The organism is Zobellia barbeyronii (assembly GCF_018603515.1).
In the GTDB taxonomy this organism is placed as follows: Bacteria; Bacteroidota; Bacteroidia; order Flavobacteriales; family Flavobacteriaceae; genus Zobellia; species Zobellia barbeyronii.
Map to the genome: position 1 here is coordinate 12815 of NZ_JACATN010000010.1, position 21911 is coordinate 34725.

The 21911-nt window shown below is 36.9% G+C and carries 15 protein-coding genes and 1 rRNA gene; 4 read left to right on the forward strand and 12 right to left on the reverse strand.

Going from position 1 to position 21911, the window contains the following annotated elements; translation table 11 throughout:
• The first annotated feature begins 1 nt into the window (after window position 1).
• On the forward strand, window positions 2-430 hold the full coding sequence (locus HW347_RS20315) for a DUF4268 domain-containing protein (protein WP_214613553.1): 429 nt from the start codon (window positions 2-4) through the stop codon (window positions 428-430).
• A 2-nt stretch (window positions 431-432) separates the two neighbouring features.
• On the opposite strand, the gene uxuA is transcribed toward HW347_RS20315, so the two are convergent.
• The 7 genes from uxuA to HW347_RS20350 all read right to left on the reverse strand — a co-directional run bounded on the left by uxuA (window position 433) and on the right by HW347_RS20350 (window position 11659).
• Window positions 433-1632, reverse strand: coding sequence for a mannonate dehydratase (gene uxuA, locus HW347_RS20320; protein ID WP_214613554.1), 1200 nt, complete (start codon window positions 1630-1632; stop codon window positions 433-435).
• Window position 1633: 1 nt separating this feature from the next.
• A complete protein-coding gene (locus HW347_RS20325) occupies window positions 1634-2452 on the reverse strand; it encodes an SDR family oxidoreductase (protein WP_214613555.1) in 819 nt (272 codons plus the stop codon).
• Window positions 2453-2454: 2 nt separating this feature from the next.
• On the reverse strand, window positions 2455-3834 hold the full coding sequence (locus HW347_RS20330; protein ID WP_214613556.1) for a putative oxidoreductase C-terminal domain-containing protein: 1380 nt from the start codon (window positions 3832-3834) through the stop codon (window positions 2455-2457).
• A gap of 117 nt (window positions 3835-3951) precedes the next feature.
• On the reverse strand, window positions 3952-5328 hold the full coding sequence (locus HW347_RS20335; protein ID WP_214613557.1) for a Gfo/Idh/MocA family protein: 1377 nt from the start codon (window positions 5326-5328) through the stop codon (window positions 3952-3954).
• A 16-nt stretch (window positions 5329-5344) separates the two neighbouring features.
• Entirely contained in the window at window positions 5345-6601 is a 1257-nt protein-coding gene (locus HW347_RS20340; RefSeq protein WP_214613558.1) for a DUF6807 domain-containing protein, read from the reverse strand.
• 50 nt (window positions 6602-6651) lie between these two features.
• Entirely contained in the window at window positions 6652-8508 is a 1857-nt protein-coding gene (locus tag HW347_RS20345) for a RagB/SusD family nutrient uptake outer membrane protein (protein WP_214613559.1), read from the reverse strand.
• A gap of 19 nt (window positions 8509-8527) precedes the next feature.
• A complete protein-coding gene (locus HW347_RS20350; protein ID WP_214613560.1) occupies window positions 8528-11659 on the reverse strand; it encodes a SusC/RagA family TonB-linked outer membrane protein in 3132 nt (1043 codons plus the stop codon).
• 247 nt (window positions 11660-11906) lie between these two features.
• Here HW347_RS20350 and HW347_RS20355 point away from each other — a divergent pair, with 247 nt between their 5' ends.
• The 3 genes from HW347_RS20355 to HW347_RS20365 are packed head-to-tail and all read left to right on the forward strand — an operon-like array spanning window position 11907 to window position 14700.
• Window positions 11907-12923 carry a LacI family DNA-binding transcriptional regulator gene (locus tag HW347_RS20355; protein WP_214613561.1) on the forward strand — a complete coding sequence of 339 codons (1017 nt, stop codon included), beginning with the start codon at window positions 11907-11909 and terminating at the stop codon, window positions 12921-12923.
• A gap of 15 nt (window positions 12924-12938) precedes the next feature.
• A complete protein-coding gene (locus HW347_RS20360) occupies window positions 12939-13853 on the forward strand; it encodes a ThuA domain-containing protein (protein WP_214613562.1) in 915 nt (304 codons plus the stop codon).
• A gap of 34 nt (window positions 13854-13887) precedes the next feature.
• Window positions 13888-14700, forward strand: coding sequence for a DUF6503 family protein (locus tag HW347_RS20365; protein WP_214613563.1), 813 nt, complete (start codon window positions 13888-13890; stop codon window positions 14698-14700).
• 8 nt (window positions 14701-14708) lie between these two features.
• Here the strand turns inward: HW347_RS20365 and HW347_RS20370 are convergent, their stop codons facing one another.
• The 5 genes from HW347_RS20370 to rrf form a co-directional block, all read right to left on the reverse strand.
• Window positions 14709-16940, reverse strand: a complete 2232-nt coding sequence (locus HW347_RS20370) for a DUF7133 domain-containing protein (RefSeq protein WP_225902007.1) — start codon at window positions 16938-16940, stop codon at window positions 14709-14711.
• Window positions 16941-16985: 45 nt separating this feature from the next.
• Window positions 16986-17618 (reverse strand): PAQR family membrane homeostasis protein TrhA, encoded by a 633-nt coding sequence (gene trhA, locus HW347_RS20375; protein ID WP_214613564.1) that lies wholly within the window; start codon window positions 17616-17618, stop codon window positions 16986-16988.
• Between the two features lie 34 nt (window positions 17619-17652).
• The gene (locus HW347_RS20380; RefSeq protein WP_214613565.1) at window positions 17653-19602 is read right to left on the reverse strand and encodes a sulfocyanin-like copper-binding protein; all 1950 of its coding nucleotides are present in this window, start codon (window positions 19600-19602) and stop codon (window positions 17653-17655) included.
• A 10-nt stretch (window positions 19603-19612) separates the two neighbouring features.
• Window positions 19613-21499, reverse strand: coding sequence for a family 16 glycoside hydrolase (locus HW347_RS20385; RefSeq protein WP_214613566.1), 1887 nt, complete (start codon window positions 21497-21499; stop codon window positions 19613-19615).
• Between the two features lie 331 nt (window positions 21500-21830).
• Window positions 21831-21911 (reverse strand): 5S ribosomal RNA (gene rrf, locus HW347_RS20845); the annotation flags it as partial.

The window sequence follows — 21911 nt, forward strand, 5'->3', positions numbered from 1 at the left end:
GATGTTCAGTAAAGCCGAATCAAAAAAATTACGCGAAGACTTCTGGATTGCCTTTGGAAAATCATATCCTAGAAAATGGATACTTTATAATACCAAAGTGAAAGCCCTTGTTTTCAAGTTTCATTTTGACTTAAAAAAAGCAATGGTCTCCATAGATATTGAAACGGAAGACCTGGAGAGACGCATAACACTTTGGGAGAAATTTCAATCACTACAATCTCTTCTTCAATCCGAAGAATACCTGCCAGAGGCTGTTTTTGAAGAGATTTTTTTTCTATCCAACGGAAAAGAAATATCAAGAATATATGTCACCCTAGAAAATGTTTCCATCCACAATAAGAATACTTGGCAAGAAACCATGATTTTCCTAAGCCAACAAATGGGACAAGTAGAAGTGTTTTTTGCAGATTTTAGGGAAGTTTTAGAGTAAAATCAATCTAATTTCATCTGATGCCGAATACCTTTTTCGAGTCCAGTAAGCTGCGCCATACCTAAAGCCCTACCAATAAGGGAATACCCAGGATAAAAATCTCCCTGACGTTTTTTATCATCTAGCAATACATGACCATGATCGGGTCTTAAAGGAATAGCAGCATCAGTCCGGCCAAATCCTTTTCTTCTGAGTTGCTCATTTATAAAAGCTTCCATAACGTCCGCCATTACCACAGAACCGTTTAGATGCTCTGCTTCATAAAACTTACCCATAGCATTTAACTGTACATTTCTTAAGTGGATAAAATGGATACGGTCCCCGAAATCTTCAATAATTTTGACCAAATCATTATAAGGCGAAGCGCCCAACGACCCCGAACAAAAAGTAAAACCGTTATTCAAAGAAGGATAACAATCACGAATAAACTTTAAATCTTCATAAGTTGACGTTATTCTAGTGATACCAAAAACAGAAAAAGGTGGATCATCTGGGTGAATGGCCATGTGAATACCAAGTTTTTCAGCCTCAGGCAATATCGTCTTAAGAAAGTATACCAAATTTTCTCTAAGTTCGTCTTTTGAAATTTGACTTACCAACGCCAAATTCTTTCTAAAAACTGACATTTTAATAGGTTCTTTGCTTCCGGGTATACCTGCTAGAATAGCATTTTCCAGTGCCTGTTTTTCTATGTCAGACAAACTAACAAAATACTTTTTAGCATTTAGTACAACACTCTCTTCATACACCTCAGCGGCATTGTCTCTTTTCAATATAAAGAGGTCAAAAGCAGCAATAGCAATTGGGTCATAAAGTAAACTAGATGCCCCGTTGGGCAGTTGGTAGTCCAGATTGGTGCGTGTCCAATCAATAAGTGGCATAAAATTATAGCAAATGATATTAATATTATGCTTTGCTAGGTTTCTCAATGTTTGAATGTAGTTCTCTATATACGCATCCCTTTCTGGGAGTCCATATTTAATAGCGTTGTGAATATTAACGCTCTCCACCACGGACCATTCCATTCCATGCTCTTCTATTTCATTTTTTATTCCTGCAATGGCTTGTTCGGACCACACCTCTCCCGTGGGTATGCTGTGGCAAGCCGTAACAACACCTTGAGCTCCCAACTGCCTAATATCATCTAAGGTCACCCCAAAATCTGGTCCAAACCAGCGGTAGGTCTTTTTTAAGTACTCCATATTAAACTCCGGTAAAAGAATTAAAGCCACCGTCTACATCATAGACCGTTCCCGTAACAAATGAAGATGCTTCACTCAAAAGGTAATGTACCATCCCATTTAGTTCGGATGCATCGCCAAAACGGTTCATAGGGGTTTTTGCCAATATTTTTTTACTTCGCTCCGTATGCGAACCATCTTCATTTATTAAAATTTTTCTGTTTTGATTTCCAATAAAAAAGCCAGGAGCTATAGCATTTACTCGAATTTTATCACTGAATTTTGTCGCCAGTTCTTCGGCCATCCACTTGGTAAATATATCAATACCTGCTTTTGCCATGGAATAGCCAAGCACCCGAGTTATAGATTGCTTTGAGGCCATAGAGGAAATATTTATGATGGAACCATACCCCTGCTCCGCCATTAATTGACTTAGAACAATAGTTGGCAGTACACTACCAAAAAGATTAAGGTCTACTACCTGTTTTGTATCCTTCAAAGAAATATCAAAAACGGTTTGGTCGGGACGCAGTGTTGCGCCTGGCAGATTCCCTCCAGCCAAGTTAATTAGGCCATCTATTGCACCATGAGCGTTTTTTATTTGCTCTCGCAAGGAAACCAGCGCCTTCTCTTCCATTACGTCTACTACATACGAGAACGCACTATTCATGGAAATTCGGTTTAGTACATTTCTCTTCTCATCTAATTTATCTGCCGATCTGCCAAGGAGTATTACGCTAGCACCATTTTTAACCAAGTATTCAGCAATGGAACCACCTAAAACTCCGGTCCCTCCGGATAGGGCAATTGTTTTATCTCTTAAATCAAAAAGGTCGTTCATATCTAGTCTTTCTTGGCCAGTTCATAAGCTTTGGTAGTCGTATAATATTTACTGATCATATTGGGTACTTCCCAACTGGGTAGTTGACCAGCTTCCAAATACTTTAAATAATTCTCGGTTACCTGACCAAAATGGGCCTCATGTCCAATTTTAAATGAATCCGGAATATTAATTTTATAATTACCATCTTCCATTTTCTCCTTTGTAGTACCTGGAAATTGAGCTGTGATTTCGCCTTCGATTGCTGTATTCAATAGTTCTTCAAAGCCATCTTGTTGTTTTGGGCTTATATACAAAGTGGGTTTATAGCCCTCTTTTTCGCCTTGTTTAATAATCAAATCACTCTTAGTGCCTCGCATGATACTGTAATGTGTATCACCAGTGCCTTCAGGTGCTTGATAGTTCCATATTACCGATACTTTGGCATGTTTGCCATTAATTTTATAGACCATTTCACCATTACAGAACACATTTAATTTATCATCGGTTATATCCTTTTTTAAATAATCAGGATAACCATCAAGGCCCGTAACTTTCTGAAATTCGTCCGTTGTAAGTATGGTAGGCCAACGCTTGGCCGTTATCATTTCTATATTGTTGGTATCTATAATTTGTTCGGAAAAAGCCTCCCATTGCACCAAATCTACCAAATGAGTAGTAACATCAACGATGCCTTCGCCTTCCTCATTTACATCAAAAAACCAAGCCGGACGCACTAGAGGCTGGCCAGAGACATACTTAAAAAAGTGATGCACACTTTCTTTACTAATAGCAGGTTCCTCGGGCGTACCATCTACTAATTCCCCAAATACTTCAGGTAACCCGGAGAAAGTTTTTTGCATTAATGTAGTAGACTCAAAACGCTCGGTCATGATATCATAAATCAACACCCCGTTCTTTTCCGCAACTTCAAAAGCTTGCTGCAATTTTTTAAATCCCTCAGGGTTAATCACTAAGGGCTTGTCTGCATAAACATTCAATCCCGCCTTTACCGCCTCAAGCACATAATCAATCTTTTTACTGTTCTTTCCCGCTACGATCATAACGTTACCAGGCTTATCGGCAATCATTTTTTCCAAGTAATCATCACCCAAATATTTCTCTACCTTCCAAGCTGTAGGAGCTTCTTCCCGAGAATTATACGAGTTTATCTTATTTAAAAAATCCTGTACTTCTGGACCATCTGGTGCAAAAAGGTAAATGGTGGAATCTACTTGAGGGTACATTTTTTTCTGAACCAATGCTGCATGAAAATGACCTGGATCTAATGTCATCATTTTCACATTATCAGAAGTCTTTTTATCGACCATTTTATTATCGGTTTTTTTTTCACCGCACGCTATGCAGAGTAACAAAAGTAAAAATGAAATTGTATTTTTCATGTATGGGGTGTTAGTCTTCAGCTTTCTCTCATAGTCGGAAAAAGCCCTTCAATCTATATTATAAAAGTTTAGAAGCTGTTTAAAAAGCCCGTTCATAATGAACAGGCTTTTCTTATTTTAATACTTTACAGTGTCCGTCCCGTAAGGTTTTCTTTGCTCACGACGCAACATGGCGTTTGCTTCATCGTCATTTATGAACACCTCTTTATCGTAATCCCATTCCAGTTTTCTATCAACCTGCATAGCTATATCACTGATCAAACAGATAGCACATGCTTTATGACCTTTTTCAATTGGTGAAATAGGTGCTTTTCTTGTCTTGATACAATCTAACCAGTTACCATGTTGGTCGTCAATTTTTTCAAGGTGAATCTCATTTTCCCCGATAACCGATTCTAAAATTTTAGGATCAGAAGCGTTTAATGCTTTACTGCTCTTTTCTTTATCTACTGGATCGGTAGCCGAAGCTTGGTAAGAACCACGGGAAACAAAAATCCATCCATCAGTACCTTCATAACGAATACCATTGGTATATCCTCCGCTGGTATAAACCGTGATGCCGCTATCATACTCATGCTTCACAAAGAAATCGCCATGTACGTTCCACAATCCAGATTTCGGAAACTCTGCAAGCGCCTCAACGGAAATAGGTCCTCCTAATTCCGTATTCATACCCCAAGCCGCGGAATCATAGTGATGCTGACCCCACCCGGTAATCATACCAGCGCCATAATTACGAGAACGCAACCAGCCTGGTCTGCTATAATCTGCTTGAGGGTGCACACCTATTTCTGTATAAGGAACTTCTGGGGTAGAACCCAACCACATATCAAAATTCAGGTTTGATGGTATAGGCATTGCAGGAGCTTCGGGTCCGGCAGGGTCACCAGGTAAACCAATTTTTACCGTATGGATTTTACCTATTCGCCCATTTCTCACCAGTTCTGCAGCAATCCTAAATTGTGGCATGGCACGTTGTTGTGTCCCTACCTGCAAAATAGCACCTGTTTTCTGAACAACTTCTCGCAATTGTTGTCCTTCTCTTACCGTTAAGGAAGTAGGTTTTTGAAGATAGATATCCTTTCCGGCCAAAGCAGCCTCCATTGCCGGTTGCGAATGCCAGTGGTCCGGAGTACTTATAACAACTGCATCTATATCCTTGTTCAAAAGCATTTCCCTATAGTCTTCATATACTTTGGTTCTGTCATACATGGCTTTGCCTGTTTTTTCCTGGTAAAACCCATCCACTAGAAGCTTAGCGTCTGCAGCTCTTTTAGAATCAAGATCACACACTGCCAAATAATTTGCTTGATCAAAACGAATCGTATCGCGAATATCATGGTCTCTAGCAATACGACCACAACCGATCTGACCAATATTTATCTTATTACTGGGCGCATTTTTACCCAAAACATGGGCTGGTACAATACTAGGAAAAGCTACCATAGCGGCAGTACTTAAAGCTGTTCTGTTTATAAATTTTCTTCTATCCATGTTAGTAATACGTATTTTATTTATTGATTAATTCTATTTGGTTTTCCTTTGCAAACGATTGCCAGTACGCTTCTGCTTCCTCAGCATTTAAAGCACCATCAAACACAACCATTCTGTAATTCAGTTCATATCTTTTATTCGGTTCTATTTTCCATTCTTCATGACGGATAGGGCAAAATTCAAAAAACATATCGCCTCTACCTCCATTGGCATCAATAGGCCAAATACGCATAGGTTCCGGATGGTTTCTATTCTTAGGGTGACTCATGAACAGAATTCCGTTCATGCCTTTTCCATCCGATGCTTCTCCTGATACAATACACCATTTGGCGTTGGTTCCATCTGCAGTTAAACGGTCATTACCTTCAGAAGTCAAAACCGAACAATTATCCGCCTTCCAGCGTTCGTTAAAACGAAGTCCCAATCCTCCACCGTAGCGGTACGCTTCAAATAAAATACCTTTCTCCAGAGGTGAACTGAATTCACTTGTGTAGTCGAACATATAGCGGTCCGCCCGGTTTAAGTTCCATAGTTTTACTTGAATATCTTCGTTTAAAGCTACTTGAGGCTCTTCCTTTGTTTTCAGGTCGATGTGCTCTTGAGTTGCAGTAAACGAAGCATAGACATCTCCCGCTTCCGTATTTTTAAATTCCTTAAAAAGAACCGTTCCCATTCCATCTCCAAGATTCCAAAAATCCACTCGTTCACCATCTACTTGAGTATGGGTCCATGGTCCCCAAAGACCGTAATGATGATAATGGTCGTTAGGTTGAATACGGGTAAGGGTATCCCCTTTTGGTGTGATAATAGGGTGAATATATCCTGATTTTTTAAAAATGGAATCTACACCTTCCGGTGGATAAGTCATTTCATACCGATACGAGACGGCTGGTTTGTTCTGAAAATTAAGTTGTAAACTACCATCTTGTTTTTTTTCTGATAGTCCACTGTCCGATTTGTATGAGGACACTCCGTTCCTCAATGAATAATTTAAAGGTTCATCACTATTTTTTTCAGTAACCGGAACAAACCAAATTTTATTCTCCTTTTGATTTATCTGAAAAGAAACTTCTATATTTTTTTTTCCTGCTTCTTGAAAAAGAACCATAGGTTTCTTGATATCTATTTGAGCTTCCTCGGCTTTTTTCAAATCAAAACTGACGGGTTGGGTTAAAAAAATTCCGTCACCTTTATCTACCGTAAAGCGTATTGAATTTTCAGAATTACATGACCACAGGATCGAAATAATAAGTAAAAAAACAATTGCACGCATAAACTGTATTTTAGATGACGGAATTAAAACAAAAACAAATTAACTAACTATTAATTATCATTCTCTGGTTCAGAAACTGTAGTGAGCGGAGCAATATTTAGTTCCGCACCAGGATATCCTTCATTTTGATTGATGCGCGCTTGGGTATTAGCATTTATTGCCGATGCAGGTACCGGCCACAAAACATGGTAAGGGCTCATCGTATATTCATCTCCATGAATAGTTTTAACCCCTTTATTATAAAAGTCGGTAACCTCCATAATACGATCGTACCAAAAATTCTTTTGAGAAAAATTATCCATACTATAAGTTTCACCATTATAAGCTGTTTGTCCGGTCATAGCAAAAATGAATGCTACGCGAGCAAGCTCTGTTTTACGAGGTTCTTCATAGTATAATTCACGAGCACGCTCATCAAGAATAACATCAATATTTACATCGGACGCCATAACATCATCAGCTTCTGCTCTTCTTCTAACAGCATTTATATCTTCTGCTGCCAAAGCTAAATTTCCTTTCCAAAAATAAGCTTCGGCACGTAATAAATGTGTTTCAGCAATACGGAAAACGTACCAATCTGAGTGCCCTCCCTGTGGCTTCACATTTAATGGATCAGGAATAGAAAATTTATAATGTGGAAAATCAAACCAATTACGGATGGTATCAGAACATAAAGGCGTTCCATCTGGAAGATACAATTCTAAATTTTTACCGTAAAACGAATTACCAGCCTCTTTTAAACTTGGTGCATTGTACACGAAATCTTCCATTTGAACCCAGTTACCATCCTTAAACCTTTGATCATTATTGGCATCTTTCCAGATTTGTTCAGTACTATAAGCTGTACCTCTATTCCTACCTATACCCCTACCATATTCAAAAACCTGATTGATTTCTGCATCCGGAGCATCTGACATTCCGTTTTGGCCGTCTGGCGTGTTAATAAAACGCCACCATAAGGGTACCGCTTGCCGTTGTATACTAGTGGGAGCACGTGAACCATTATCTTCGAATTCCAAACGACTAATAGACATTAAAATACCCTCCGTATTACCAGGAATACTCTTATTCTGAGGCCTATGTAAATCCCATGTCACATCCTTAGTTGCATCACCAGCGGTAGCACCAAATCTATTGGTCATTAGCCTGTGTTGTCCTCCCTCTATTAATTGTGAAGATGAAGCAATAGCCGCATCAAAATCTGTTAATGCCAAATTTACCTTTGTAAGCAAGTGTAAAACTGCACCTTTGCTCACATCTCCTTTGTCTGAAACTTCAGGCACCATAGAAACAGCTGCATTCAAATCTTCTTGTATTTTCTCTAAAATGGTAATTCTACTGGTACTCACAAAATCTAACTTTGGTTCTTTAACCTCCTCAAGAACAAAAGGAATATCACCAAATTGCTGCGTAAGCCTGTAATAAAAATATCCTCGTAGAAAATAGGCCTTGCCAAGTATTGTAGCACGCTGTTCATCACTATCAAACTCAGCATCGTCAATTCTACCAACAACGGTATTGGTAAATTTTATTCCTTCGTAGAAAAGATTCCAATACCATCCAATCCTATTAGTGTTTGAACTATTTAAATTAGCATCCGGTAGAATTAATAGGTTTAAATCTTGCGCTGGACCAGATTTATCTGTTGTTCCTTCTACCGCCACCTCAGAAAATACGTTTTCTGTAATAATAGGAGCTCCATCTCCATAGAATTCAGATACTAGTCTGGCTAATGCATTATTATTTAAACTGGCTAGCCCATCGGGAGTGTTCAAGGCATTCCCCGGAGTAAAAAAAGATTGTGGCTCAGCATCTAAAAATTCTTCCTCGCAAGAAGTAAAGGTCAAGGCAAAAACACAGGTCAAACCCAGTAACGCTTTTCTATATGTATATAATTCTTTATTCATTGTCTTGTTATTTAGAGTATTAAAGGCTTATGTCTAACCCTATGGTGAAAAATCTTGGGGTTGGCAAAGTAGGATTGTTACTTCCATTTGAGTTTCTACCTTCAATATCAGTAGGTTCTGGGTCATAAAAATCCCAATGTGGAGCCCACACCGCAAGGTTTCTTCCATTGGCATAAACTCGTAATTTCTGTATACCAAACTTTTGGATGGTTTCGGTCGGAAAACGATAGGCTATTGTAACATTGTTCAACCTTATAAATGAAGCGTCCCTCCATATGCCATAACTGGCACCACCATCACTAGAGAACAATCTTGCGTAATCATTGGTTGGGTTTTCTGGTGTCCAGTAAGGAGTTTGAATGGAATTAGTTCTATCAATAAAGCCGTTTCTATTCTTAGCCTCATTGAACAGTCGTTTCTGTCCCCAGTTAGAATACATCTCAAAAGAAAAATCTATGTTTTCAAACAAAGTAAACCGGTTAGACATAGCCGCCTGAAACCGTGGTGTACGGTGTCCTATGAATTTTTTATCTTCATCCGTAAACAGCCCGTCATTATTTACATCGTTGAGTTTAAAATCTCCTGGTGCAAGACCAACTTCTGCTGCAGCTTCTGCTTCATTTTCTTGAAAAACACCAAGAACCTCATAGTCCCAAATTACATCAGAAGCTTCTCCTATAAACCATCGATTTGAAATATCATCAAGTTCATTTCCATCTTCACCCAAGTCTCCATATAATTCATTGATTTTACTTCGATTCAGAGAAAAATTGAAATTCGTTGTCCAGTTAAAATTCTCTTTATCATAATTAAGTGTAGATAGAGTAAATTCAACCCCTTTATTTTCTACCTCCCCTAGATTAGTAAATACAAAAGGAAAACCAATAATATCCGGAAGCCTTCTTTCCACAAGTAAATCTGTGGTTATATTTCTATATGCCTCTATAGATCCTTCTATAATACCATCCGCCAGGCTATAGTCTAAACCTAAGTTAACCGCTTTGGTCGTTTCCCATTTTAGGTCAGGACTTTCTTGTGTAAAATTATTAAATGTGGGTACAGTAAAGACTTCACCATTAGCATTAGCATTCAGGTATTTACCAGCTCTTAATTGAGATAATGAAACAAAGCGTCCTATTTCTCTATTCCCATTTTCACCATAAGTAGCCCTAAGCTTTAAAAAATTTACAAATTCTGAATTAAAGAAATTCTCATTAGAAATAGTCCATCCCGCGGCGATAGAAGGAAAGTAACCTCGCTTATTTCCAGCTCCAAAAGCAGAGTAACCGTCTCTTCTCATGGTCAAGGTAAGAAGGTATCGTGAATCATAATTATAATTGAACCTGCTCATAAAAGCATCACCAGTACTGGTCACATCTTCGCTACTTACCGTAGGAACCGTACCCAGCTCTAAGCTGCTAAAACCAAGTGCATCATTTGGCTCAAAAGTTGTTGCATTAGCTGTAGTTTCATATGATCTAAACTTCTCTGCATATACCAAGAAGGTTAAATCAAACTGATGCTTATTTATAGTCTTGTTCCATCTTAAAATATTATCTAATTGCCATTCCGAAATTCTACGGTTTGCTCTTGTACTTTCCCCTACTACATTTTGAGGACTAGCAGATTGTAAATGTCTATAAAATTCCCTGAACTCTAACCGGTTTGTATACCCCAACTCATAAGTAAACCCTAATGGTAATTTTACTTTAGCGTATACTCTTGAATTAAAGGTATGCTCCAAATCTATTAAATCTGTAAACTGTTGGGATAAAAAAGCATTGGTAGCCCCTGCTCCACTATCATCCTGAGGACTTAGTCTAGGATTGCCATCATTATCAAATTCAGAACCATAAGGAGATGACCTTTCTATCTGGTTTCTATCTGCAGCGATAAAACCTTCATCTCTTTTTGCAAATTGCGTATTCATACCTACGGTTAGCCAGTCATTTATATCTGCATCAAGGTTTAAACGAGACCTTAACGTTTGAAATTTTTCGCCATCATATATACCTTCATTAGAGGTGCGGCCTACAGACCAATAATAATTTAGCCCGTTATTTCTTCCCGAAATACTGGTATTGATATCGTTTCTAATACCAGTTCTAATAATCTTATCGTACCAATCTACAGTTTTACCTTCTAAATAATTATTGATTTCAACATCCTGAAAACCAATACGATTTAACCAAGCCCTAGCTGGATCACCCGCAGAACCATCATAAGCCAACCATTCTTCTTGAGTAACTCCTTCAGGTAAATTATTAGGATTATCATAGCGCCCAGGATTATCCTTAGCTAATTGTGGGTTAATACTTTTAAAGACATCCGTTCGCCAATTTGCATAGCCTTCCGGCCCATAAGGTCTTTCTTTATAAGCATCTGTTGCAACACCAACACTAGAGTTAATGTTTATGGTAGGTTTGTCACTTGTACCTCTTTTAGTCGTAATTAAAATAACACCGCTTGAACCTCTAGCTCCATAAACCGCTGCAGAACTTGCATCTTTCATTACATCTAATCGGTCAATATCAGATGGAGCGATATCGGATAAATCTCCATTATAAATAATACCATCTACAACAATTAAAGGATTAGATCCTGCAGAAAGACCATTGTTACCCCTAATTCTAATATTACTTACACCTTTAGGACCTGAGGATAAGCCAATACTTAAACCAGCTACATTACCCCGCAAAACATCGGTAACCGAGTTGGTTGATTGATCAGCCAAATCATCTGCTTCTACTTGGGAAATGGCTCCAGTTAAATCTTTTTTCTTTACCGATCCATATCCAACTAGAATAACTTCATCTAATGTTGAAGCACTTGGCTCCATTGCCGTATTGACTTGAGACTTTCCTTCAACAGGAATCTCCTGAGCTGCATAACCAATATAACTGATAACCAATATTGAATTTTGATTAGCAACAGAAATAGAATAGTTCCCATCAAAATCTGTAGACACACCATTAGTTGTCCCTTTCTCCACAACTGTCGCCCCAGGCAAAGGAGCATCATATTCATCTGTCACAACTCCGGTAACAGTAAAATTATCTTGTGCATATGTCGAAAAAGAAAAAATTGACACAAGTCCTAAAAAAAATAAGGTTCGTTTAAATGATTTAAAATCGCTTAATAGTTGTTTCATACAAAGTGTATTAAAGTTGAGTTTGATTATTTAGGTTTAGCTGACTAAAAACAAAACTATAAAATTTTATGAATTACGCAACCGATTGCGTAAATTAATTACACAAAATTTATCAAATTAGCATATATACTCATACAAAATGGACTTAAACGCTTAAATAAAGTTATATTTTCTAATAAAATTGAATTAAGTCTTGTATATTTATATTTGTTGCGTAATATTGTTGCAGTAACCTTGCACTAACCAAATGGCAAAGAAAATCACGATTTATGACTTGGCGCAGAAACTAAACATCTCTCCAGCCACCGTCAGTAGAAGTTTAAACGACCACCCGGCCATTAGTCAAAAGACTAAGGATAAAGTATTACTGGTCGCTAAAGAAACAGGCTATAGAACCAACAAATTTGCAGCTAATCTTAGTAAGCAAAAGTCCAATACTATTGGAGTTATTGTTCCTAAACTGAATTCCAACTTTATGTCTACAGTATTATCTGGCATAGAGAAGATTGCTAATGATATTGGATATAACTTAATAATTAGCCAGTCCTTGGAGTCAGAAAAAAAAGAAAAGCTCAACGCAAAAACTCTTTTTGATAGTGGGGTTGATGCCTTATTGGTTTCTCTTGCTTACGAAACTGAAAATTACGATCACTTTACCACCTACACAGACAGGAAAATACCCCTACTTTTCTTCGATAGAGTTTGTGATTTACCAAACTGCCCTACTATCACCATAGATAACCATGCTGCAGGTTTTGACGCTACACAACATTTAATTGAACAAGGGTGCAAAAACATTGTGCATATTAGTGGCAACCTGAAACGATCCGTTTATTCCGATAGATTTGAGGGATACCAAAGGGCTTTATATAAGAGTGATATACCGTTCAGGAAGGAAAACCTCTATGAGAGCGATCTTAACATAGAGAATGTTAGGACGTTTGTAGAGCGAATAAAAAACTCAAAACATAAGGTGGATGGCATTTTTGTATCCAACGACACCTTTGCCGTACACTGTATAAAAGAATTGAAAAAAGAGGGATACAGGATACCGGAAGACATAAAGATTATAGGATTTAATAATGACCCGGTTTCTGAAGTTATCTCACCAAACTTAACTACCATAGAATATCCTGGTTATAAAATGGGCATTCTTGCCGGAGAAAGTATTATTAGCCATCTCAGCGGTTCTATTAATATTCAATCTGCGGACCAAATTCTTATAAAACATAAATTAATCATTAGAGAATCTACACAACTTTAAATACAATCTTTACTCATGAAAAAGAATATTACTGTCTTATTTTTATTCGTTACTAGTTTCATTTTCGCCCAACAAGTTGAAAAATTTGAAATCACAGAAGAATGGCTTGCCAAAATAGAACAGATGGCTCCGTCTGAAACTACCGTAAAAAATGTAACCAAGAAGAAAGTTTTAGTGTTCTCAAAGGCTACAGGTTTTGACCATTGGACCATTCCACATAACGCAGAAATGCTAAAAATACTCGGAAAAAAAACTAATGCTTTTGAGGTTCACATAGGTTATGACATTGAAAATTTTGATAAAAAGAATTTAAAAAAATATGATGCCGTAATATTCAATAACTGTAATCCTTCTGGTCCAAAAAGAGATTTATTTTTTGATTTATTACAAATGAACACCAACCTTCCTGATAATGAAATTATAGCACTATCAAAACAATATGAAACCAACCTGATGGATTACGTATCAAATGGTGGTGGATTAATGATAATGCACGGTGCTATTACAGTTCAAAACAATTCTACAAAATTCAGTAAAATGACAGGTGGTAGTTTTGACTACCACCCTAAACAACAAGAAATGCATGTTAAGGAAGTAGACCCTAACCATCCTTTAGTACAAGCATTTAAAGGAAAGGGACTTACACATGTAGATGAACCTTATTTTTTTAACAATGCTTACTTCGATTACAATTTTAGGCCATTGCTTTATATTGAAATAGATAAATTAGAGGGCATGCGAAAAGAGGTTGACGAAAAGATAAACTATGTTTCTTGGATTAAAAGACATGGAAAAGGCCGCGTTTTTTATAGCTCGCCTTCTCATAATGCACAGAGTTTAGACCACCCTGAGCTGCTTCAATTTTTCTTAGATGGAATGCAATATGTAGTGGGTGATTTAAAATGTGACGACTCCCCAATAGGAAAATAGATTACATTGAAGTAGTTTTGCTTAAAACAACCAATTGAAAGCTCTCTACACTTCTATTTTAGTATTATTCTTTTGCTTTTTTACCTCGTGTAAAGAGACAAAATACAAGCCATCCAGCAAAACAGTAGATACAGCTGCAGCATCTTCAGCAAAGCAAGATAGTAGCAGCTTGTTAGATAAATGTATCAATGCACATGGTGGAATTCAAAAATGGACGTCGTTCACTGGTATCTCTTATAATTTAGAAGAAAACGGTAAAACAGTTTATCAACTTACTAATATAAAAGACCGTAGGGCCTACTTAAAATCTAACGATTATGAAGTGGGCTTTGACGGAAAAGTAGCATGGGCAAAACCAGATGCTTCTAAAATTCCTGGGAAATCCCCTGCTTTTTATTATAACTTAGATTTTTACTTTTTAGGAGTTCCCTTTTTATTGAAAGACCCAGGAGTAGTCGCTACAGATGAAGGAACATCCGTAATAAACGGTAAAAATTACAAGACTTTAAAAATTACTTTTGGCTCGGAAATAGGTCTTTCTCCTGAGGATGTATATTACCTCTACTTAAACCCCGAAACTTTTAGGTTGGAGATACTCACCTATTCAGTCTCCTTTTTTAAGAAAGAAAACGCACAAATAAATTCTGCCAAAACGTATTCAGAATATAAAGAAGTACAAGGTATTATGATGCCAACAAAACTGGAGAATTTTGAATGGAACGATGGAAAGCTAGGAAAAAGCACAAACCATATTCGTCTTTTTAGCGATATACAATTTCTAAATGAAATACCGGACAAATCTATTTTTGAGGCTCCAAAAGGTTCTATAACAGAAAGTATTAACTAGACTAGAATCTATTTCTTGGAATAATCCAATAGCTCTTGTTCCGTATACTCTGCACCACTTTCCGGTTTTGTGTTGCGCAGCTCTTCTATTTTATCTAGTTTTAATCGACTTGGCACATCTGAAAAAGCGTTGGTCACATACGAGATAATATCTGCTATATCTTTGTTGGAAATAGCTTCATTACGAATGAGACCTGGCATAGCCAAATTTAAGTTGTACTCTTTTCCTTTAACTGTTATTGGCCCTTCCAAACCATGCAAGATAATAAGCCCCAATCTTTCTGTATTTGCTACATGCTCAGACCCCATTAAAGGTGGAGCAAGCCCTTCTATGCCCTGCCCGTTTACCCCATGACAAGATGCACAGATTTCGTAAAACATTTTAGCTCCACTTGTCCTAGTATCTTCTATTAACGATTTCCTAGCAAAAATAGGATTAACTTCATCCTCTTTCCTTTTCTTCTCACTTGTTACCAATGCCTCTGCAAGTAACTTGTTTGTAGGTTCCAATGCTTTACTCAACATTTCTTCCTTACCTTCAACACCACTAACTAAGGCTTCTTTAAAAATTGGTTTCTTTGAATATTTAGCACTTAGTTTCTCCATTACTGGAAGAAAAGAATCTTCATCTATAGAAAACAAACTTCCCATAATACTACTCAAGTAAAGGTCTACTGTTACATTATCTTTTGCTAAAAGCTCAGTTACCAAAGACGTGTTCTTTTCAGTACTAGCTTCTTTAAGATAGGGTTCAATAAGGATTATAGCGTGAGCTGTAAGCTCAGAATTACCTTTGATTGCTACGTTACTCAACAACTCATAAGACAATGCGTTGAGTCCTTCTAATGTATATAATGCATGTACCTGGGCTATTGGATTTTGAAAATCAAGAACAAGCTCCTCCAATGCTTCTACTGCATCTTCTTTATGTTTGTAAATCAAAAATTGCTGAGCACGATCACGTACCCATCCATTCTTATCTTTTAACAATTCAACAAGTTGCATGGAGCTTAATTTATTGAAATCACGGACCGGTTCATTAATTTGGCCTAGTTTCTTAACCCTTAAAATTCTTCCAAAATTAGTTAGAGTATCCAGTTTATTAATTGCTACTTTTTTCTTTAAATAAGGACTTAAATATGCATGATGTCCAATCATACCCCTATGCATATCCGTTACATACATGCTTCCATCAGGACCATTATTTAAATTTACCGGTCTAAAACCTTCATCCGTTGAAGTTAAAAATTCTTTGTTTTCATATGCCTGTTTAGCAATGGTAGAATCTCCTGTAAAAGTTAAAACGTTTCTCTTAATAAGGTTTCCTTCTGGAATGCAAACAAATACATTTTCATCATATTCTGACGAGAATGCACCACCTCTATAAACTAAAGGTGCACATGCTGCAGTAGCCTTCACCAATATACTATCTTGATTTAAAACTCCTTTTGCATACCCTCTATTTACAGTGGTTGCGTGCTTAGGATAGACACGTTGGTCGTCCGTCAACATCCGATTTACTCCAAATTCAGGTGTAAAATATTTATTTCTTACCAACACATTCGGCAATACATGATCACCTAGTAATTGCCTTGAATTATCATTAAAATAAAGTCTCCCAAAATTATCGTGACTTATTCCCCATTGCCCTCTAAAGGTTGTAGCCTCCTTTTTCCATACTCCATTTTCACGTCGATATCGGAAATTAGATTTCGCATTATAAATCCAATTATCAATATTCATCATCAAACCGTTAGGTTGATGTTCAGGATTTCCTTCTACCGCGTAAATAGAATCTACAACTACTCTATTAACAGGCTTGTCATCTTCAATTTCGGTAAAGTAAAGAAAGGGGGGTTCTGAATATAAAAGCCCGCCATATACATGAGCCAAGGCTCTGGGCATTACAAGACTATCAAGAAACGTTTTCGTGTGATCTACAACCCCATCATTATCCAAGTCCTCAAGAATGTCTATGCTACCATTTGGTTTGGTTTCATCACTACCCTGCATATCATTCATGTAGCCCGGCATTTGAACGACCCATATTCTACCTTGATTATCAAAGTCAATAGCAACCGGCGCTTTCAAAAATGGTTCCGATGCTACAAAGTCTAATTCAAAACCAGATTCTACCTCATATCCTTCTAAAGAAATACGGGGTTCATCATAAGATGTATTACAATTAGCCAATAAAAGAAGAAGCGCGCCTAAAAAAAAAAGAGATTTAAAATACATCATTCTAAACAAAAAATTTATGCTATAATTATATCGTTTAAATATACATTAAACAACGATCAAATACATGAGAAACCAATGAAAAGCAGCACCGGCCAAAACAAAAAGGTGCCATATGAAATGATTAAATGGTATGCGCTTCCACGCATAAAAGAGAATACCAAAGGTATAAAAGAGGCCCCCAAGAAGCAATAACCAGATTCCTAAAGATGATATACTATTAAGAAGATTTTCATAATCCAATACAATTAACCATCCCATCGCTACATAAAACAATAAGGATAGAAATTCATATTTACCGGTATAAAATAATTTGAATAAAGTACCGATGAACGCAATTCCCCAGATGGCATAAAAAATATACCAACCATTCCCATTATATAATGTAATCAGGGCAATAGGGGTGTATGTTCCTGCTATTAAAAAATAGATATTTACATGATCAACAACCCGTAATTTAATCTTTAGCCTTGGGTTAGTAGTAAGATGATAGATTGTCGAAACCCCAAACATAGAAATTAAGGTAGCGGAATAAAGTAAAATAGAAAATATTGAATAAGGTGATTTGTTGCCGTTTTTAACCAGCAGTAATATCATTCCTATCAAGGCCAATAATACCCCTACACCATGGGAAAGGGTATTGAATTTTTCTTCTTTTGTAAAAACTATTTTTTCGTTCATGCAAGTAAACTAACAAGCACATTCAAAAATTTGATTACTCTACAATAAGCTTTATCCTCATTGAAGCTGAATGCCCTGGAAAGGTACAAACAATCCAGTATTCTCCTGCAAATTTAGGCACTTCAAAATAGATTGTTTCGTCTGTTTCTGGCTGAACAATACCAGTATGTACAAGAACCAAATCTGTATCTGGAACATAGTTTAAGTCTGCGCCATCTAATCCTAAATGCAGCGCTAAATCCCCCACCTTAGTTACAGACTCTTCACCTCTTTCTGTTATGACCAGATTATGAAGCATATCGTCATTATTGCTAAAGGTAATCTCTACTTTAGATTTTCTTTTAAGCTTTAACTCAGTAATATCATATTTTAGACCTGGCTTAGTACTAATCACTATTTTTTCATCAGGACCATTTACCCATGTCAACGGCATTTCATTTATCCTTTTAGGTTGTACAAGTCCATCTTTACCCGTTTTACTTTCAATTTGTTTGGATTTCAAAGTACCACCAGGAACTTCATTTAATGTATAATAACCTGTATCATGCAAAAGTGATTCTCCTTTATTTGTTTTTAGATCAACTACTTTCAATTGATGTATAAACCCGAGTTTCATACCATCAACTTTTAATCTTACAGCTAGTCCATCATCTGAAACATCCGCATTTGTTACCACAGCTTTCTGCTGATCAACAATAGGACTTCCGTAGGTATTATGATATAGATAATTAAACGTTGTTATCTGATAACTAGATACATCTGTACCCACCTTTTTATTTATGGGCTTCGTAAATTCTAAAAGAAACCCATCATCCTCAGCCTTCATTGTTTTAACTTCAAACGGAACTTTACCGTTCCACTTTAATCTCTGTAGACCGAACATTTTTTTGCCGGTAGATGACCAACCTCTACTGGTCATACCAACAAACATACTATTATCACTACCCCATAACATTCTGAGAATTCCCGAAGAAAACCCTTCTACAAAAGGAAAAACAGCTCCTTGGTAAACACCATTCACCTTCTCCATGTACACCCTCATTATCTTACTATGACCTTGATCACCTACAAACATTTGACCTTCAAATGGGCCAAATTTACCTTTGGTGGTATCATAAATCATATCAGATGTAGAGATTCCCAAAATTGTATGAGGCAACCAAATTGCTGGTGCCTTTAATTCGGGTACTTTCTTTGAATATTCATAAAGACTTAAACCAGATTCCTCTTCAATATCTTCTTTCTTTAACTTTAAAGGGGATTTAGGATCTCCCGTCCATACTAAACCTTCTGGATTACCAGCAAAATCACCTTTTTCCAAATGTGTAATTCTCCCCGAGCCTACCCAATCTCCCTGATTTTCAGAATAAAAAATATCTCCAGCATTATTGATAACGTACCCAGAAGGAGAACGTAGACCAGTAGCAATAGGAGTCATCTCCCCTTCTGGAGTAATTCTTAACATCCAGCCTCTCCATTTTACTAAACTAGCTCCATGTCCAATCCAAGATAGATTCAAAGTAACTAGCATATCACCATTATCCATGAATTTTGGCCCATAAGAATAGTCATGATAATTACCTGACAATGGCCATGAATAAATAGTTTTATACAGATCTGCAACGCCATTACTATCTTTGTCATCAAGTCTAGTCAACTCACCCCTTTGAGATAAATAAAAGCTTTTATCCCTATAGTTTAATCCTAAGGCTTCGTGCATACCACTAGCAAACCTAGTGTAGTCTGGTGAATTACCATAAGGTTTGTCAATAACCCAAACTTCCCCTCTTCTTGTTGAAACCCCTAACTTATCATCATCTGTTAATGCCAATCCACCAACTTCCAAAACTACATCATCCGGTATAGGAACATCTACGATGTCATAGAATTGGGCTTCTTTTTTGGCCATGGCCGATTGTGCCGCACCAAATTGATAGCTCCCGAATAGAACTAAAAAAAATATTGTTTTATATAAAGTCTGCATGTTCTTCTATTTACCAAATGATACTATATTCAACCTTTTGCTCACCCGCTGGAATTTTCACTAACAATTCCTCTTCCCCATTCGATACCCGAATTATAGGAGATAAACTATCATCCGAAAAATCAACAAAGTAACTCTCGTCATTAACTATATACGAGCCATCTGGCAGTTTTTCTATTGCTTCTCCAGAAGCCACCTTGTGCCAAATTTCTCCTTCTCCACTAGCTAATACAGTTCGATTCAATTTACGTTCATCTGAAGATGGCACCATTTTATCTTTAATAATTTTAGACTCAATTTTTCTAGTAAATATTGGAATTCCTACTTTGTCGAGCTCATAGCCCTCTGAAAATTGTAAAGCCTCTTGCGATACATTCTTAGGCCATTTTGAATCAGCCGATTCCAATATTGTAAATTCCGGGTTTCCATGAAAGGAAACCGCAAAACCAGCTGGTTCTCCTAATTGTCTTATACCTCGTGAATGCCACATTTGGGTAGCATCTAAAAAATCACCGTTCCAAACTTCCAGTAGACAACCAGAAGCTAAATCATAAGCATAGTTTATTTTTTGTGGTGTCCCTACTGATATACAATGGGTACGTTTTTCATTTTCATGCATCAAAAAACTACGTTGTGTTACTGCTAGCTCCGTCGGTTCCACCATAATTTTTCTACCTCCAACACTTTTCTTTTTCGCTATGGAACTAGCGGCATGAAGTGGTTGTTTTTCAATTCCAGGACCTTCTACGGAGAGGCTAAATCCTATTACCCAAGGATTGTGCTTGTTATAAATTAATCTAAATGGCACTTCTCCTTTTGATAGAGTAACCTTGCTTACACCCAAAGAATCAACAATAAAGTTCCCGTCCCGATTAACCACGGTGTCATTATCTATAATTAATAAACCACCTGCCTGATTTAATCTGAAGTCAAAAATATAATCACCAGTAACAGGAACTACTAATTTACCTTGGTAATCCAATATCCGTGTAACCTTATCGCCAACGGCCATAGTAGAAGATAAAGAGTCTGTTACAATTTCTCTTATAGGAACTAGACTATCCAAATTCGGCAGCATAACATCTTCATTCTTAAATTCTTTCATTTTCATATTTGAAAATGAAAGCTTGTTATTCTCATACAATTTATACTTTAAGTTTTTGAATGCAATCGCCCCATGATCTCCCTGAATCATTAATGGAGCCTTAGCAATTTCATCTTGACCAATACCCCCCCGAGTAGCACCTGTAACTTTAACATTTTCTTGAATCAATGTTCCATTCAACCAAACTTCCTTAAATTCAGCATCTTTAATTTTACTACCAGTAGAATCGAACCTTGGAGCATGAAATATAATTCTAAAATGCTGCCATAAACCAGGAGCTTTTGCTGCATTAATTCTTGGAGCATATCCCTCATAACCTTCATTTCCCTTATCTTTTGTCCTATCCCAACGTTGATAAATACCACCCATATCACCATGTGATACATCAAGAACCTCCCAACTATCAAAAAGCTGAACCTCATATCTTTCTTGGAAATACAGACCAGAATTAGAACCTTTAGGTATCATAACATCAACCTCTAACTCTATATCACCGTGTTCAAAATTAGTTGTCAGATTTCCCTTGTCTGTTTCAGTGGGTATGTTTACTAATACACCTTTTCCTTCTGTTGATATAATCTTCCCTTCCTTAGAGCGGTCAACATATACTCCGCCAACAGCACTCCAATTATTTGATATTTTTTTGAAATCTTCAAGAGTATTTAGAGATATAGATTCAAAAGGAAGTGAAATTTCTTGTAGTGAGGATTTAGTTCTTTCTACTTTCCTTTCTTTTTCTGTGCAGCAATACAACAACGCACTTAAAATAAAGATTGGTACAATTCTTTTCATATGTTTTATTTGAAATCAAAAATAGATTACTAAATAAGTTTTTTAGGTCATTTTATTAGCAAATCCATGTAGTATTCTACCAAAATATGCTATTTAATTCTAAAAATACAAAAGTGTAACAAACACACCTAATAATATTTACTATTCAAACATGCACTCAATATTAAGTGGAATATGACTATCTGTTAAATGTCTTTTTGAGGTAAAATGAAGATTGTTTTTCGTAAAAGCAGATAGCACCAACTTTTGAGTAGTTGGCCCAGTATCAGAAATCGTGGATTTCGAGCAAAAAAAAAGGTCCCGATCAGAATAAACTGATCGGGACCTCGAAGTAAGGCGGCTTCCTACTCTCCCACCTGTTGGCAGTACCATCGGCGCTAGCGGGCTTAACTTCCCTGTTCGGAATGGAAAG